Annotated in this window: 15 protein-coding genes; 5 read left to right on the top strand and 10 right to left on the bottom strand. The window is 54.0% G+C overall.

Translation table 11 applies throughout. From position 1 onward, the window contains the following. The first annotated feature begins 167 nt into the window (after window positions 1-167). The 4 genes from ubiG to yfaE all read left to right on the top strand — a co-directional run bounded on the left by ubiG (window position 168) and on the right by yfaE (window position 5,164). Window positions 168-893 carry a bifunctional 2-polyprenyl-6-hydroxyphenol methylase/3-demethylubiquinol 3-O-methyltransferase UbiG gene (gene ubiG / locus WH298_RS03080; RefSeq protein WP_049852882.1) on the top strand — a complete coding sequence of 242 codons (726 nt, stop codon included), beginning with the start codon at window positions 168-170 and terminating at the stop codon, window positions 891-893. A gap of 538 nt (window positions 894-1,431) precedes the next feature. Then, window positions 1,432-3,717, top strand: coding sequence for a class 1a ribonucleoside-diphosphate reductase subunit alpha (gene nrdA / locus WH298_RS03085; RefSeq protein ID WP_007889359.1), 2,286 nt, complete (start codon window positions 1,432-1,434; stop codon window positions 3,715-3,717). A 53-nt stretch (window positions 3,718-3,770) separates the two neighbouring features. Further along, the gene (nrdB, locus tag WH298_RS03090) at window positions 3,771-4,901 is read left to right on the top strand and encodes a class Ia ribonucleoside-diphosphate reductase subunit beta (protein ID WP_007889356.1); all 1,131 of its coding nucleotides are present in this window, start codon (window positions 3,771-3,773) and stop codon (window positions 4,899-4,901) included. Between the two features lie 2 nt (window positions 4,902-4,903). Continuing rightward, window positions 4,904-5,164: a class I ribonucleotide reductase maintenance protein YfaE gene (gene yfaE, locus WH298_RS03095; protein WP_007889353.1), complete on the top strand. Its 261-nt coding sequence runs from the start codon at window positions 4,904-4,906 to the stop codon at window positions 5,162-5,164. A gap of 33 nt (window positions 5,165-5,197) precedes the next feature. Here yfaE and WH298_RS03100 read toward each other — a convergent pair whose 3' ends face one another. Continuing rightward, on the bottom strand, window positions 5,198-6,394 hold the full coding sequence (locus WH298_RS03100; protein WP_180822203.1) for a nicotinamide mononucleotide deamidase-related protein YfaY: 1,197 nt from the start codon (window positions 6,392-6,394) through the stop codon (window positions 5,198-5,200). A 145-nt stretch (window positions 6,395-6,539) separates the two neighbouring features. After that, window positions 6,540-6,848 (bottom strand): stress response protein ElaB, encoded by a 309-nt coding sequence (gene elaB / locus WH298_RS03105; protein WP_007889349.1) that lies wholly within the window; start codon window positions 6,846-6,848, stop codon window positions 6,540-6,542. Window positions 6,849-7,156: 308 nt separating this feature from the next. Here elaB and WH298_RS03110 point away from each other — a divergent pair, with 308 nt between their 5' ends. Next, complete coding sequence (locus tag WH298_RS03110; protein ID WP_049852884.1) at window positions 7,157-8,815, top strand: glucan biosynthesis protein D; 1,659 nt, start codon at window positions 7,157-7,159, stop codon at window positions 8,813-8,815. 28 nt (window positions 8,816-8,843) lie between these two features. Here WH298_RS03110 and WH298_RS03115 read toward each other — a convergent pair whose 3' ends face one another. The 8 genes from WH298_RS03115 to nuoI all read right to left on the bottom strand — a co-directional run bounded on the left by WH298_RS03115 (window position 8,844) and on the right by nuoI (window position 17,308). Then, window positions 8,844-9,296 carry a GNAT family N-acetyltransferase gene (locus WH298_RS03115; RefSeq protein ID WP_180822204.1) on the bottom strand — a complete coding sequence of 151 codons (453 nt, stop codon included), beginning with the start codon at window positions 9,294-9,296 and terminating at the stop codon, window positions 8,844-8,846. Between the two features lie 113 nt (window positions 9,297-9,409). Next, window positions 9,410-10,756, bottom strand: a complete 1,347-nt coding sequence (locus WH298_RS03120; protein WP_180822205.1) for an HdeD family acid-resistance protein — start codon at window positions 10,754-10,756, stop codon at window positions 9,410-9,412. Window positions 10,757-10,875: 119 nt separating this feature from the next. Beyond that, window positions 10,876-12,333: an NADH-quinone oxidoreductase subunit NuoN gene (gene nuoN, locus WH298_RS03125; protein ID WP_007889340.1), complete on the bottom strand. Its 1,458-nt coding sequence runs from the start codon at window positions 12,331-12,333 to the stop codon at window positions 10,876-10,878. 6 nt (window positions 12,334-12,339) lie between these two features. After that, a complete protein-coding gene (gene nuoM / locus WH298_RS03130) occupies window positions 12,340-13,860 on the bottom strand; it encodes an NADH-quinone oxidoreductase subunit M (protein ID WP_036620887.1) in 1,521 nt (506 codons plus the stop codon). Window positions 13,861-14,072: 212 nt separating this feature from the next. Then, window positions 14,073-15,908, bottom strand: coding sequence for an NADH-quinone oxidoreductase subunit L (gene nuoL / locus WH298_RS03135; RefSeq protein ID WP_049852887.1), 1,836 nt, complete (start codon window positions 15,906-15,908; stop codon window positions 14,073-14,075). Next, window positions 15,905-16,207: an NADH-quinone oxidoreductase subunit NuoK gene (nuoK, locus tag WH298_RS03140; RefSeq protein ID WP_007889334.1), complete on the bottom strand. Its 303-nt coding sequence runs from the start codon at window positions 16,205-16,207 to the stop codon at window positions 15,905-15,907. Before nuoK ends, nuoL begins: the two co-directional genes overlap by 4 nt. After that, window positions 16,204-16,755 carry an NADH-quinone oxidoreductase subunit J gene (gene nuoJ / locus WH298_RS03145; protein WP_007889333.1) on the bottom strand — a complete coding sequence of 184 codons (552 nt, stop codon included), beginning with the start codon at window positions 16,753-16,755 and terminating at the stop codon, window positions 16,204-16,206. The genes nuoK and nuoJ overlap by 4 nt, the downstream gene beginning before the upstream one ends. A 10-nt stretch (window positions 16,756-16,765) precedes the next feature. Then, window positions 16,766-17,308, bottom strand: a complete 543-nt coding sequence (gene nuoI, locus WH298_RS03150) for an NADH-quinone oxidoreductase subunit NuoI (RefSeq protein WP_007889332.1) — start codon at window positions 17,306-17,308, stop codon at window positions 16,766-16,768. Window positions 17,309-17,319: the final 11 nt, after the last annotated feature.

Raw genomic sequence — 17,319 nt, forward strand, 5'->3', positions numbered from 1 at the left:
ATCCCTCTACATAATCCCGGATTTAAAGGTGCGAAAGTATATCACATCGCTTCCCTTCGGTGAACGTAAACCAGGGCTTAATCCCGCTTTTCCTTCGCCGTCAGAGATGCGCTCACAGCGCTTAAGCGTTTATACTGAGGGAATATTTTGTCTGGAGTAATGATTCAATGAGTGAACAACCGCAGGAAAGCCGCCAGAACGTGGACCACGCCGAGATTGCTAAGTTTGAGGCCGTGGCATCCCGCTGGTGGGATTTAGAAGGTGAATTTAAGCCGTTGCACCGTATCAATCCCCTGCGGCTTGGCTGGATTGCGCAGCACAGCCATGGCCTGTTTGGTAAGAAAGTGCTGGATGTCGGCTGCGGCGGCGGCATTCTGGCTGAAAGCATGGCGCGCGAAGGGGCTGAGGTAACCGGCCTGGATATGGGTGCGGAGCCGCTGGAAGTGGCGCGTTTGCACGCGCTGGAGAGCGGCGTTAGCGTCAATTACGTGCAGCAAACCGTGGAAGACCACGCCACAAGTCACGCCGGTCAATATGATGTGGTGACCTGCATGGAGATGCTGGAGCACGTACCGGATCCGCGTTCCGTGGTATTAGCCTGCGCGCAACTGGTAAAACCGGGTGGTGAAGTGTTCTTCTCCACCATTAACCGTAATCCCAAAGCCTGGCTGCTGGCGGTTTTTGGCGCCGAATACGTGCTGCGCATGGTGCCGCGCGGCACCCATGACGTGAAGAAGTTTATCCGCCCTGCTGAATTGCTGAACTGGGTGGATGAGACGCCACTGCGTGAGAGAAATATGATTGGCCTGCACTACAACCCACTTACCAACCAGTTCCGACTCGGTCGTGGCGTTGATGTAAATTACATGATTCATACCCACCGTCAGGATTAACCAGCCGGGTGCGCATCAGTGCGTACCCTGCGAAAATTCTCGCTGCTATTGTCAGGTCGTCGTATAGGGCGACCTGCTATCCAGATCAATTTCCTTTTAGACGCGCCCCGGCCTTTTTTATAGGCTGAACAAGTCACAAAAAATTCATAAGCAATTTTAGATAAGTTCGCTGCTGGCGGCCTTGTCAGGGCTTTTTTGGCCTAAGAAAATTCCTGAACCGCAGTTGTTGCACAAGAAACACGCGTCCGATCATAAAGTGAAAAAAAAGTGCTTAACGGTTGACACTAAGTGCAGGCCTTGCGGCACGCGGATCCAGGATTTTAGCCAGCCGCTAAGGACGATTTTTTAGTGAAAATCAACTCTTGTTAAGAAGAGATTGCTGACTAGAATACTCACCATATTGTTGTTCAAACTTCCCGCACCCCCTATATATAGTGTTTATCCACAGGCTTACTCACAACGAGCGGCTTGTGCATAGACCTTGTGCATAGATGGGGGATAAATACGTCATTCATGCATGGACAGGTAAAAACGCGACATGAACCAAAGTCTGCTCGTTACTAAACGCGATGGCCGCCAGGAGCGCATTGATCTCGACAAAATTCACCGTGTACTGGATTGGGCAGCCGAAGGGCTGAACAACGTTTCAGTTTCACAGGTTGAACTGCGCTCACACATTCAGTTCTACGATGGCATCAGAACCTCTGATATTCATGAGACCATCATCAAGGCTGCCGCAGACCTGATCTCCCGTGATGCGCCAGATTACCAGTACCTGGCCGCGCGTCTGGCTATCTTCCACCTGCGTAAAAAAGCTTACGGCCAGTTTGAACCGCCGAAGCTGTACGATCAGGTGGTGAAGATGGTTGAGATGGGCAAATATGACCGTCATCTGCTGGAAGATTACAGCACCGAAGAGTTCGAGCAGATGGACGAGTTCATCGACCATTGGCGCGACATGAATTTCTCCTACGCCGCGGTTAAGCAGCTGGAAGGGAAATATCTGGTGCAGAACCGCGTCAGCGGTGAAATCTACGAAAGCGCCCAGTTCCTCTACATTCTGGTGGCGGCTTGCCTGTTCTCGGGCTACCCGCGCGAAACCCGTATGGATTACGTGAAGCGCTTCTATGATGCGATCTCGACGTTCAAGATCTCGTTGCCGACGCCGATCATGTCCGGCGTGCGCACCCCAACCCGTCAGTTCAGCTCTTGCGTGCTGATCGAGTGCGGCGATAGCCTTGACTCTATCAATGCCACCTCCAGCGCCATTGTGAAATACGTTTCACAGCGCGCCGGTATCGGCATCAACGCTGGCCGCATCCGTGCGCTGGGTAGCCCAATCCGCGGCGGCGAAGCGTTCCACACCGGCTGTATTCCGTTCTATAAGCATTTCCAGACTGCAGTGAAGTCCTGCTCGCAGGGCGGCGTGCGTGGCGGTGCCGCTACGCTGTTCTACCCAATGTGGCATCTGGAAGTGGAAAGCCTGCTGGTGCTGAAAAACAACCGTGGCGTTGAAGGCAACCGCGTGCGTCACATGGATTACGGCGTACAGATCAACAAGCTGATGTACACCCGCTTGCTGAAAGGCGAAGACATCACCCTGTTCAGCCCGTCTGACGTGCCTGGCCTGTACGACGCGTTCTTCGCCGATCAGGACGAGTTCGAGCGTCTGTACACCAAATATGAGAAAGACGACAGCATCCGCAAGCAGCGCGTGAAAGCGGTTGAGTTGTTCTCACTGATGATGCAGGAACGTGCTTCAACTGGCCGTATCTACATTCAGAACGTCGATCACTGCAACACCCACAGCCCGTTTGATCCGAGCATCGCGCCGGTTCGTCAGTCGAACCTGTGCCTGGAAATCGCGCTGCCGACCAAACCGCTCAACGATGTAAATGACGAAAGCGGCGAAATCGCCTTGTGTACGCTGTCGGCCTTCAACCTGGGCGCGATTAACAGCCTAGACGATCTGGAAGAGCTGGCGACCCTCGCAGTGCGTGCCCTTGATGCGCTGCTGGATTATCAGGATTACCCCATCCCGGCAGCCCAACGCGGCGCCATGGGCCGTCGTACGCTGGGCATCGGCGTGATCAACTACGCCTACTACCTGGCGAAAAACGGCGTGCGTTATTCTGATGGCAGCGCCAACAATCTGACGCACAAAACCTTCGAAGCGATTCAGTATTACCTGCTGAAAGCCTCGAACGAACTGGCGAAAGAGCAAGGTGCTTGCCCGTGGTTCAAAGAGACCACTTATTCGCAGGGCATTCTGCCAATCGATACCTATAAAAAGGATCTCGATGTGGTGTGCAACGAGCCGCTGCATCTGGATTGGGAAGGTCTGCGTGAGTCGATCACCACGCACGGGCTGCGCAACTCTACGCTCTCTGCGCTGATGCCATCCGAAACCTCTTCACAGATTTCGAACGCGACTAACGGTATCGAACCACCGCGCGGACACATCAGCATCAAAGCATCAAAAGACGGCATTCTGCGTCAGGTGGTGCCAGAGTATGAGCGTCTGAAAGATCAGTACGAACTGCTGTGGGAAATGCCGTCCAACGACGGTTATCTGCAGCTGGTTGGCGTGATGCAGAAGTTTATCGATCAGGCAATTTCGTCGAATACCAACTACGACCCGAGCCGTTTTGCCAATGGCAAAGTGCCGATGAAACAGTTGCTGAAAGATCTGCTGACCGCCTACAAATTTGGCGTGAAAACCCTGTACTACCAAAACACCCGTGATGGTGCGGAAGATGCACAGGACGATCTGGCCCCTTCCATTCAGGATGATGGCTGCGAAAGCGGCGCATGTAAGATCTAATCTCATCTTGTCAGGGCCGGCAACGGTCGGCCCTCTTCACATTTGGACTCAAAATGGCTTACACCACATTCTCGCAGAACAAAAATGACCAGCTAAAAGAGCCGATGTTCTTTGGCCAGTCCGTCAACGTTGCCCGTTTCGATCAGCAGAAATATGACATCTTTGAAAAGCTGATTGAGAAGCAGCTCTCCTTCTTCTGGCGTCCGGAAGAAGTCGACGTGTCGCGCGATCGTATCGATTACCAGGCGCTGCCAGAGCATGAAAAGCACATCTTTATCAGCAACCTGAAGTATCAAACGCTGCTAGATTCGATTCAGGGACGTAGCCCGAACGTGGCGCTGCTGCCGCTGATTTCCATCCCTGAGCTGGAAACCTGGATTGAAACCTGGGCGTTCTCCGAGACCATTCACTCGCGCTCTTACACCCACATCATCCGTAATATCGTGAACGATCCGGCGGTGGTGTTTGACGATATCGTCACCAATGAACAGATTCTGGCGCGCGCGGAAGATATCTCGAAGTACTACGATGACCTGATCGAGATGACCAGCTACTGGCATCTGCTGGGCGAAGGCACGCATCAGGTGAACGGTAAAACCGTCACCGTTAATCTGCGCGATCTGAAAAAACAGCTCTATATCTGCCTGATGAGTGTCAATGCGCTGGAAGCGATTCGCTTCTATGTGAGCTTCGCCTGTTCATTTGCTTTCGCCGAGCGTGAGCTGATGGAAGGTAACGCCAAAATCATTAAGCTGATTGCTCGCGACGAAGCGCTGCACCTGACTGGCACCCAGCATATGTTGAACCTGCTGCGTACCGGTGAAGATGATCCAGAGATGAAAGCGATTGCCGCCGAGTGCCGCGACGAATGTTACGACCTGTTCAAGAAAGCAGCCGAGCAGGAAAAAGAGTGGGCAGAGTATCTGTTCAGCGGCGGTTCGATGATCGGCCTGAATAAAGATATTCTTTGCCAGTACATCGAGTACATCACTAACATCCGTATGCAGGCCGTTGGCCTGGACCTGCCGTTCCAGACGCGTTCGAACCCCATTCCATGGATCAATTCATGGCTGGTATCGGACAACGTGCAGGTTGCACCGCAGGAAGTCGAAGTGAGCTCGTATTTGGTCGGTCAGATTGATTCTGAAGTAGGCGAAGACGATTTCGACGGTTTCCAGCTGTAATTATGAGTCGTTCTGTTGTTATTCTGCGCAGCTCCGGCTCCCGGCTGGAGTGCGCAGAAGATCACCCTAATCTGCTGGCCACGCTGGAAGCGAATAATCTTTGCGTGGAGTTTCAGTGTCGTGAAGGCTATTGCGGTTCTTGCCGCCTGCGCTTGCTGAAAGGCGAAGTGGATTATGCGGAGACCCCGTTGGCGTTTGTGCAGCAAGGCGAGATTTTGCCGTGCTGCTGTCGCGCTAAAGGGGAGATTGAGATCGAGTTTTGAGTTGTTGGTCGCCATGAATGGCGACCCTTCGAATCAACGTTTCACTGTTTCCAGCACATCAATCCAGCCGTGTCCGGTGCTGACTTCGCTGCCGTGCAGCCAGCGACGCAGCATATTCATCGCCATCATCGCCACCACTTTTTGTCGCGTCTCTGCGTTATGACGACCATGCATGAACTTGACGCGTTGGCCCCAGCTCGCTTCCGGCGTGTGCAGTGCGATTGACACTTCACCCTCTTCCAGATTTCCGACAGATAACGCCAGCGCGCAACCCTGTTGCTGCGCCCAATCACGTGTGCGCGCAACTTGCGATTCCAGATCTTCATCCTGAGCTGGCAGGATCTCCGCCTTGCTGAGCGCTACGTCCGCGGCCGCCAATTGCCAGTGAAGTAAACCTGCGGTGAACTGCTCGCTCAGCGCCAGACGGAAGCCACGATCCTGCAGTTCGCGCGCCAGCAGCGCCGGCAAACCTTCGGTGCCCTCAAAGATAGTGCATTCAGCCAGCAACAGTTTTACCTGCTGCCACACCTGCTCCATCGCCACGCGCTGATCGGCTGGCCCGGTGAGTTTGATCTCGATAATCGGCATTGATGAGCGATACCCCATCACCACACCTTCCGGCAGCGGTAATGGCTCGAGCTCGGCGGCAATGTCACTTTCTCCGCGCCCAAAAGTGGTGAGGCGTAAACACAGCGGCGGCTCAGGCAACGCAAAGCGCGCTTTGAGACGCGGAATGATCTCCTGCTCGACCATCACCTTAAATTCCGACGGTACACCCGGCGTGAAGAAAATCCAGCAGCGATTGAGCTGCAATGCAAAGCCACATGCGGTGCCGACCGGGTTATCCAGCATCTCAGCATTTGCCGGAATTTCTGCCTGCTTGCGATTGCTCGGCGCCATAACGCGTCCGCGACTGGCAAACCAGGCTTCCATTTTCTCCAGCCAGGCTTGTTGAATCACTAATTCACTACCGCTGGCGGTGGCGGCGGCCTGTGCGCTGAGATCGTCGCTGGTCGGCCCTAAACCGCCATTGACAATCAGCACGTCGGCAATCTGGCTGCGGCTTTGCAGCGCTTCGATCAGCGACGTCATCGCATCACCGACGGTGCTGCGGCTGGTCATCGGTAATCCGTGCTGGAACAGCACATCGGCTAACCATGCGGCGTTGGTATCAACTATTTGCCCATGTAACACTTCATCGCCCGTTGAGAGCATTTCTACACGTATCACGTTGCGTTCTCCTTATCCCTGTCGCTTTACTGTAGGAAGCGCGCAGGCGAAACACAATCGCGGATGATGCGAAAAGAGGATTTGGTAGGGAATGGGGTCAGGAAGAGCAGAAATCGGGCGCGAAGCGAGTCGCGCCCGGCAGAACTTAGCGTCGTGCCAGCAGTAAACCGACAAACAGGCCAGCGGCGGCACCGATGCCAATCCCCTGCCACGGTTTTTCATGCACATAATCATCGGCGCGATAGGCCGCATTTTTGGCACGATAGTAATAGCTGTCTGACGCCTGGCTAACGCGTGATTTCACGTCTTCCAGCGCTTGTTCAGCTTTGAGTTTCAGTTCGATGTATTTCTGATCGGCCGGGTCACCCGAAGCGCGTAATACTTCTTCCAGCGTTTCGGTTAGCAGCGCCAGATCGTCGTCAAGGCGGGTTTCAAATTGGTCTGATGATGACACTATGTAGTTCCTCCATGTTCCTAACTCGTTGTGGTTTAACTATAGTCCTAAATTCCATTTTTGCTGGCGGCAAGCCTCCAGGAATTTACCGAGTTTCACCGCTCTCAATGCAAAGTTATGTTATCAGCGGCGTAGCGGCGCGAAATCTGCTTCGCTTATTTGATTAATCTGATAAATTTTCCGCAGACTGAATTTTTTAATTTCGCGACTGTCGTAACCCCCTGTAGCCTGACGCTCAGCGTCACACATGTGTGAAGCACGCACGACAGCCACAATACACCCGAGCAGCTAAGGATTAGATTTCCGGCATGAATCGTAGAAAATTTATGAAAGCGTCCATGGCCCTCTCCGCCGTTAGCGGCATGACGGGCCTCTCCACGCTGTTTGCACAATCCGCCTGGGCCGATGAGGGTATCGCCGACGGTACCGCAGTTCGCTTCGATTTCGATTCCCTGAAAAAGAAAGCCTCCGCTTTGGCAAAACAGCCCTGGGGCGGCGCACCCGGCCCCCTGCCCGACACGCTGGCCAATCTGACTCCTCAGGCCTATAACGAAATTCAGTACGACGCCAATCACTCATTGTGGAACAACATCGCCGATCGCGAGCTTGATGTGCAGTTCTTCCACGTGGGGATGGGTTTCAAACGCCGCATCCGCATGTTCTCGGTGGATGCTGACAGCCGTGAAGCGCGCGAGATTCACTTCCGCCCGGAGCTGTTCAACTATCACAATGCCAACGTTGATACCAAACAGCTGGTCGGTAAAACCGATCTCGGCTTCGCCGGTTTCCGTGCGTTCAAAAAGCCAGAGCTGGCACGTCGCGATATCGTCTCGTTCCTGGGCGCCAGCTATTTCCGTGCGGTAGATGAGACGTTCCAGTACGGCTTGTCGGCACGCGGCGTGGCGGTCAACACCTTCAGCAACGGCAAAGAGGAGTTCCCGGACTTCACTGCCTTCTGGTTCGAAACGCCAAAAGCCGATGACACCACATTTGTCGTGTATGCGCTGCTGGACGGCGCCAGCATCACCGGTGCCTACAAGTTCACCATTCACTGCGAAGAGAAACGCGTGGTAATGGATGTAGAAAACCACCTGTTTGCCCGTAATGAAATCCGCCAGCTCGGCATCGCGCCAATGACCAGCATGTTCAGCTGCGGCACCAATGAGCGCCGCATGTGCAACACTTACCATCCGCAAATTCACGACTCCGATCGTTTGGCGATGTGGACCGGTGAAGGTGAATGGATTGCGCGCCCGCTCAATAACCCGCAGCGCTTGCAGTTCAACGCCTATCAAGACGAGAACCCGCGTGGATTCGGCCTGCTGCAGCTCGATCATGACTTCAAGAATTATCAGGATGTGATTGGCTGGTACGACAAACGTCCAAGTCTGTGGGTGGAACCGATTGGCAAATGGGGCAAAGGCGCCATTAATGTGATGGAGATTCCTACCACCGGTGAAACGCTGGATAACATCGTCTGCTTCTGGCAGCCGTCAGAACCGGTGAAAGCCGGCAGCGAGTTCAACTTCCAGTACAAACTCTACTGGAGCCAGTTGCCGCCAGTGCGCAGTGGTTTAGCACGTGTCGATGCAACACGCACCGGAATTGGTGGCTTCCCGGAAGGTTGGGCGCCTGGCGAACACTTCCCGGATACGTGGTGCCGTCGCTTTGCCATTGATTTTGTCGGTGGCGATCTGAAAGCCGCTGCACCGAAAGGCATTGAGCCGGTGATTACCGTTTCTGACGGCACCTTCAAGCAGGTGGAGATTCTCTACGTCGAGCCGCTGAACGGTTACCGCATCCTGTTTGACTGGTATCCAAACAGCGATTCAACTAAACCGGTTGATATGCGCCTGTTCCTGCGTACTAAAGATGAGACGCTGAGTGAAACCTGGCTTTATCAGTACTTCCCGCCACCGCCGGATCAACGTAAGTATGTTGACGACCGGCAGATGACGCCGGGCTGATGATAACGGCGAGGAGCGATCCTCGCCGTTATGCTTTCTGCATGCCGATGTGCGGAATATCATCTTCCATGTATACGTCAGTAACCGCTTTAAAGCCCAACCGACCGTAAAAACCTTCCAGATGCGCCTGCGCTGAGAGATAAATCGCGCGCTGTGGCCAATTCTTTTCGCAGCTCTCCAGCGCCTTCTCCATCAAACGGTATCCCAGCTTTAAACCGCGAGCCTCTTCAGAGACGATGACGCGTCCTATCAGCACAGGCGCAGACTCTAACGCTGGCGTCAGTACGCGCGCATAGGCCAGCAGTTTGCCGTCGAGAAATCCGAGAATATGGCGGTTATCGGCAGCCAAATCCTGTCCATCAATATCCTGATAGGGGCAGTTTTGCTCCACGATGAAGACGTGATTGCGCAGCGCCAACAGGGTATAGAGTTGTTTTGCCGTCAGTTCACTGTGATGGCAATCAAGCCAAAGCATTTCCATGGTGCTTCCTTGTCTGAGCGAAAAAAGTGAATTCCGCCAGCGTATCACAGCAGCCTAAGTAAACGCAGTGCCTGCCGCGAGTTCGTACGACCAACGTGACGCACCCTGCACTGTTATTTCACAATGCTGCGTGATGGCGTCCGCTTTTGCTGCCAAAGCTCATGGCGCAATTTAACACCTTGCCATAACCGGAGCGGCCACAGCTGGCTCGACTGGGGTTCAATCACGCGTTTTAACAACCAGACATAATCCAGCGCCAATCCTGGCGTCCACGTCATCTCTTCTGCCCTGCCGCGGATGACGCCAAGTAACCAGAAATTCGGATCGATAAACAAGCGCAGACCGGCAAAAGGTTGCTGCGCCAGAATCCCTTCTATCGCCACATCCAACGCCTGAATCATGGTGGATGAGCAGTTACGTGCCGTGAGGTTATAAGTATTGTCAGTACGATAGCTGCGCCAGTAATTTTCCAGCGCTACCCGATTGTAGCGTTGAAAAATGATCTGTTTATCAGGCGCACACCAATCTGCCACTTCCTCCGCCAGCGACGGCAAGAAGCGCCCGGCAACATCATTACTTTCCCCCGAACGGAGAATGGCGCGGAAATTACCCGAATCGCGATCGATGTTGTCCAGCGGATAGTGACTGATATAGAGATCGCTGCCGACTTCGAGCGCCGCGTGCCCGGTCGACACCACGCCATTGTTATCGACCGCTGCAATATAGCGATTGATCAACGGATAGCGTTCGCGCACCACACAGGCGCCAACCGGCGTCCAGATATACACGGTCAACGGGGCCGCGGCCAACTCCGCCGGAAAGGGAGGATGCGCATAGCGGCTACTGTGCCAGCGGCGTAATCCTGCCGCCTTGAACAGCGGCAACGCGGTTACCGAGCTATTGTCGGTTAATAGATGCGCCTGACGCGCCATGAGGAGCAGATTGGTGCCGATACTCAGTAGCAACAGTGCGAAACAGAGCGGCACCGCAATGTGATGATGAAACGGCCAGTTGCTGATGATCACAATACTCAGACCGAGCTCGACGATGCCGGTGAAGCAGTGCTTGCGCCAACGTACGCCGCGTAATACCCACGCCGCCGAGATGCGAAACAGGCCATCGAACAGGAACATCAATCCAAATAACACCGCTGATACGTCGTTATTGTCTGCAGGAATGTTGAATATCAGGAAGGCGATGAAGAGAAAACCCAGCGCTTTCAGCAGCGTTAACCAGTCAATGCGTAGCTCTTTGCTGATGGCGAAGAACAGTTGCACCGCACCTTCCACGACGAACAGGATGGCGAGCATATCCAGCGGTACCGACAACACGCCATCGCTGCCAATATCATAAAGAATCATTGCGGAGAGCAGGATTAACGCGATGCCACCCAGCGCGAGCCAATACCAGCGTCGACGCAATATCTGCGCGCCGGTAAGCAGGAAGATCAATTTGATCATGTCGCCTCTGCGGAGGAATTAACACTGCTTAAAAATTAGCAACGTCAGCAGGGATTGTCAGATTTCAGGCAAAAAAAATCAGGCCCGCAGGCCTGATTCAGTGATGACATGGGTTTGGCTTACATCAATGGCTGAGCCATCTGCACCAGCGTGATCAGCGGCTGCGGATAAACACCGAGCAGCAGTACCAGAATCGCAGAGATCAGCACCACAACACCACCCGCCGTAAACGCCCAGTTGGCTTGGGTGTCGCGGTTATGCAGTTCTGGCGGACTCAGATACAAGCTCACCGTTACGCGCAGATAATAGTAAAGACCAATCGCACTACCGGCTACCACGGCACCACTCAACCACCACAGATGTGCGTTCACACTTGAAGCGATCACGTAGAATTTACCGATGAAGCCGAGCGTCATCGGGATACCCGCCAGTGACAACATCATCACCGTCATTACTGCTGACAGAATCGGACGATGCCAGAACAGGCCACGATAAGAGTAGAGCGTATCGGCATCCGGACCACGATATGGGCTCGACATCAGGCTAACCACACCGAACGCACCAAGGCTGCTGAACAGATAACCAGCCAGATAAACACCGGCGGTTTCTAGCGACAGTTGATGCGTTTTCACCGCAATCAGCGCTACCAGTAAATATCCCAGATGCGCAATGGAGGAGTAACCCAGCAGACGCTTGATGTTGCTCTGAGAAATCGCCATCAGGTTACCGAACAGAATCGACGCGAAGGCAATGATACCCAGCACGGTTCGAACGGCTTCGCTGTCAGTGACTGGCGCGTACATGAATAGACGCATAATCACGGCGAAAATCGCAATCTTACTGGCGGTGGCGAGGAAGGTTGAAACCGGCGCAGGCGCACCCTGATAAACGTCTGGCGTCCACAGGTGGAACGGCACCAGCGACAGTTTAAAGCCCAGACCGATAATCATCATGCCCAGACCCAGCAGCAGCAGCGGCTCCTGAATCATGCTATCGCTCAGGCTTTTGCCCAACTGCACAAAGCTCAGGCTGCCGGAGTCTGCATAAATCAGGGCGATACCGAACAGCAGGAAGGATGACGCTGCAGCTGACAGAATGGTGTATTTCAGTGACGCTTCCAGCGAACGTTTCTGGCGGAAGGCGTAACCAATCAAACCAAACAGCGGCAGAGAGAGCAGTTCGATGCCGATGAACAACGCCGCCAGATGGTTAGCGCTCGCCAGCACAATACCACCGAGAGCCGCAATCAGCACCAGCAGATAGAACTCATCTTTGTTGTCTGGGAAACCGGCCAACCATGGATAAGCAAAGGTGCAGGTGGCCAGGCTCGCTAACACCACCAGCGCGGTGTAGAACATCGAATAGCCATCAACACGCAGCAGCGGCGTGACATCCATCGCCCCCGCCTGGCCGACAAACCACAGAGAAAACAGCGCAATGTTAAGTCCGATCACGGTCAGCGTGGCATTAACAAAGTGATTGCGTCGCCACGCAATGGATAGCATCACCACCACCACCGTCAATCCGACGATCAACAGCGGCAGTAACGCGATCAGATGTTGAGGAGTTATTGTCATGGCGAATTACGGCCTTGTAGTTGAAATTGAAGCGGTAAACCACTGCTGAATATTGCTCATCGCAGCATGGGATGTGTCGAGGATTGGCTGCGGATAAATCCCCAGCAGCACCAGCAACACCACCAATACGCCGATAGTCATGAACTCACGCGGTGACATGCCTGGCAGCGGATCTTTTGACTTCGCTTCGCCGAAGTAAGCGCGCTGCATCATGATCAGCGAGTAAACCGACGCAAACACCAGACCAAAAGTCGCAATGACGATAATCACCGGCACCACCTGGAAACTGCCGGTCAGAATCATAAATTCGCCGACAAAGTTACCGGTGCCCGGCATACCGAGGTTTGCAACCGCGAAGAACAGCGACAGACCCGGAATCCATTTAATCCGCGACCACAAACCGCCCATCTGACGCAGGTCGCGCGTATGCAGACGCTCATACAGCTGACCACACAGAATGAACAGTGCTGCTGCCGAAAGGCCGTGCGCAATCATCTGAATTACCGCGCCCTGGAAGGCCAGCTGGCTGCCGGTGTAGATGGCGATCAGTACGAAGCCCATGTGCGAAACGGAGGTGTAAGCAATCAGGCGTTTGATATCGGTTTGCGAGAAAGCCATCCACGCACCGTAGAAGATGCCGAGGATACCGAGCCACATCGCAATCGGAGCAAACTCCGCAGACGCATTTGGGAACAGCGGCAAGCTGAAGCGCAGCAGACCATAGGCCGCGGTTTTCAACAGAATACCGGCGAGGTCAACCGAACCCGCGGTAGGTGCCTGGCTGTGTGCGTCGGGCAACCAACCGTGCAGTGGCACTACCGGCATTTTCACCGCAAAGGCGATGAAGAAGCCCAGCATCAGCAGATACTCAACGGTGTGCGACATCGGGGTTTTCAGCAGCTCTTCATAGCTGAAGGTCCAGACGCCGGTTGCGTTGTAGTGCACAAAGACCAGCGCCAGAATCGACACCAACATAATCAGACCGGAAGCCTGGGTATAGATGAAGAACTTGGTCGCCGCACTAATGCGTGTTTTACCGTCTGATGCTTTATGACCCCAAAGTGCGATGAGGAAGTACATCGGCACCAGCATCATTTCCCAGAAGAAGAAGAACAGGAACATGTCGATGGAGAGGAACACGCCAATCACACCACCAAGAATCCACATCAGGTTGAGGTGGAAGAAGCCCTGATACTTCTCAATTTCATTCCAGGAACATAGCACTGCCATCAGGCCGAGCAGACCGGTTAGCACCACCATCAGCAGCGACAGACCATCAATCGCCAGATGGAAGTTGATACCAAAACGCGGAATCCACGGTACCGAGAACGTCGATTGCCATTGCGGAATGCCCGCAGCCTGCGTCAGTGAATAGCCTCCCTGCAACCACAGTTGCAGGCCAAGCGCCAGCGTCAGGCCCATGGTGATCATGGCAATCCATCGCGGAACTTTTGCGCCAAGACGCTCCGCAAGCCAGCAGAGCAAGCCACCGACAAAAGGTATGATTATTAGCCAAGGTAATAACACGGCATACTTCCCTTTTTTCAGCCTGATTTCGAGCTATCTTACTTGCCATTTTCGTTCCCGGCAGTGCCCGCAATCCTCACGTACCTAAGTACGCTCCGGTTGCTGTGCGCTGGCGGTAACGAAACTGGCTGCGCCGATTACGCTTCGTCATTCAGGCAACTTTTACATTCGCTACTGGGGTGAGAAAACTTACCCGCCCCGCTCATCAATCTTTAAATCACCAGCAGCAGCGCCAGCACCACCACGGCGCCAACGCTCATCGAGGCCACGTACCAGCGCAGATAACCGTTCTCACTCACTACCAACCCTTTATTACCAATACGCGACAGCAGCGCAGGCAGGTTCATCAGTGAATTAAGCGGGTCGCGCTTCAGCAGCCAGGCAATGCCGAGATAAGGTTTCACGAACACCTTGTCATACAGCCAATCGAAGCCCCAGGCCGCGAACCACCAGGTGCCAAAGAAACGACCCGGCGCGCTGTTGGCGATGCTGGTAACCAGCTGACGTTTACCCAGCCACAGCGCTGCAGCAATCAGGATTCCGACGATTGCCACTACGCCTGAGGTGATTTCCAGCATCACTTTGCCGCCTTCACCAAATTCGTTCTGCGGCAAGACGCCCGCCAGCGGTGGAGTAATCAGCGCACCAATAAAGGTGGAGAGCACCATCAGCACAATCAGCGGCAGATGATGAGTAATGCCTTTGCCAGCGTGAGCATGAATTTTCTCTTCACCGTGGAACACGATGAAGATCATGCGGAAGGTGTAGATTGAGGTGAGGAATGCACCCACCAGACCCGCAACCATCAGATTGATGTGACCATTCGCCAGCGCACCAAACAGGATTTCATCTTTACTGTAGAAACCTGCGGTAATCAGCGGCAGTGCCGCTAGCGCAGCGCCACCCACCAGGAAGCAGACATAAACCAGTGGGATGCTCTTACGCAGGCCGCCCATCTTGAAGATGTTTTGCTCATGGTGGCAGGCAAGAATGACCGAGCCTGAAGAGAGGAACAGCAAGGCTTTAAAGAATGCATGCGTCATCAGGTGGAAAATCGCCGCGTCCCATGCCTGCACGCCAAGCGCGAGGAACATATAACCAATCTGACTCATGGTGGAGTAAGCCAGCACGCGTTTGATGTCGGTTTGCACCAGCGCAGCAAAACCTGCCAGCACCAAGGTAATCGCACCAATGATTCCGACCAGGTGCAACACTTCCGGCGTTAACAGGAACAGACCGTGGGTACGTGCAATCAGGTAGACACCGGCGGTTACCATGGTGGCGGCGTGAATCAGCGCCGAAACCGGGGTTGGACCCGCCATCGCATCCGCCAGCCACGTTTGTAACGGCAGCTGTGCAGATTTACCCACCGCGCCACCCAACAGCATCAGGGTTGCCCACTGCAGCATATGGTTGTCAGCAGCAAAGTGCGCTGGTGCCAGCTCAACCAGTTCGCGGAAGTTCAGCGTACCCAGTTCGTTGTAAAGGATGAACAAGGCGAAAGCGAGGAACACATCACCGACACGGGTGATGATAAAGGCTTTCATCGCCGCTTTGCCGTTCTCTGGATTGCTGTAGTAGAAGCCAATCAGCAGATAAGAACACAGGCCCACACCTTCCCAACCGAGATACATCAGCATCAGGTTATCGGCCAGTACTAACACCACCATGCTCGCAATAAACAGGTTGGTGTAAGCGAAGAAGCGCGAATAACCTTCTTCACCACGCATGTACCATGAAGCGAACATGTGGATGAAGAATCCGACACCGGTAACGACTGACAGCATGGTCAGCGATAAGCCGTCCAGCACCAGATTTACTTTGATGTCAAAATTGCCAACGTGAATCCAGGTCCACAGCGCTTGTGTAAACGGCTGCTGTCCCTGATTGAAGAAGTCAAAACCGGCATAAATAGTGGTCAATGCTGCCAGACCAACCGATCCCATTCCGATTGCAGCCGACAGGTTCTCCGACCAGCGACCGCGTGAAAACGCTAATAGCAGAAAGCCAATCAGCGGAAATAATACGGTTAAATAGAGAAGATTCATCCGCGCATCTCGCTCACTGTGTCAATGTTCAGCGTCTGACGACGACGATAAAGCTGGAGCAACAGCGCCAGACCAATACTCGCTTCCGCCGCCGCAAGGCTGATTGCCAGAATGTACATCACCTGGCCGTCAGCTTGTCCCCAATAGCTGCCTGCAACCACCAGCGCTAACGCCGAGGCATTGATCATAATTTCCAGACCAATCAGCATAAACAGGATGTTACGACGCAGCACCACCGAGGTCAGGCCGAGAACAAACAGCACAGCGGCCAGCATTAGACCGTGTTGTAACGGGATCATGCGTGATCCTCCTTATTTGCTTGCGCATCCGCTTGACGATTGCTCAGCACTTCGCCGTGACGCTCTTCACGTCCAATATGGAAGGCCACTACCAGACCGGCGAGCAGCAGCATTGATGCCAGCTCAACAGCCAGAACATAAGGACCAAACAAGCTGATACCGACCGCTTTGGCGTCGATGACGGTGCCATCAATGCCCTGATCCTGTGCAGTGCTAATGGCATAAATCATTACCGCCAGCAGCAGTAACGAGACGATGCCGGGACCAATCCACAGTGAAGGCTTCAGCCACTCGCGCTCTTGATCCTGCTGGGTTTTGCCCAGGTTCAGCATCATCACCACGAAGACGAACAGCACCATGATAGCGCCGGCGTAAACGATGATTTCCAGGGCACCCGCAAAGTAGGCGCCCATTGAGAAGAACACGCCGGCAATCGACAGCAGCGAAACAATCAGGTACAGCAGCGCATGTACCGGATTGGTGTGAGTGATAACGCGCAACGTCGTCAACACCGCGACCAGTCCGCAAAGATAAAACGCAAATTCCATACCTGGCTCCTTAAGGTAACAGCCCTTTGACGTCGATCGGCTTGGCTTCGTTTTCCGCTTCGCCCTTCTCTTTTCCGTCGATCGCCATACCAGCCATACGATAGAAGTTGTATTCCGGGTACTTACCCGGACCGGAAATCAGCAGGTCTTCCTTCTCATACACCAGATCCTGACGCTTAAACTCACCCAATTCAAAATCGGGCGTCAGCTGGATCGCGGTGGTTGGGCACGCTTCTTCGCACAGACCACAGAAGATGCAGCGTGAGAAGTTGATGCGGAAAAACTCTGGATACCAGCGTCCATCCTGCGTTTCAGCTTTCTGCAGCGAGATACAGCCGACAGGGCACGCTACCGCACACAAGTTACAGGCAACGCAGCGCTCTGCACCGTCCGGATCGCGCGTCAGCACAATACGTCCACGGTAACGCGGCGGCAGATAAACCGGCTCTTCCGGATACATTTGGGTTTCGCGCTTGGCGAAGGCATGCATGCCTATCATCCAGATACTGCGCACTGTCGTGCCGAAGCCAACGACAATATCTTTTAAAGTCATTTCATTGTCCC

The sequence above is a fragment of the Pantoea nemavictus genome, from assembly GCF_037479095.1.
Taxonomy (GTDB): Bacteria; Pseudomonadota; Gammaproteobacteria; order Enterobacterales; family Enterobacteriaceae; genus Pantoea; species Pantoea nemavictus.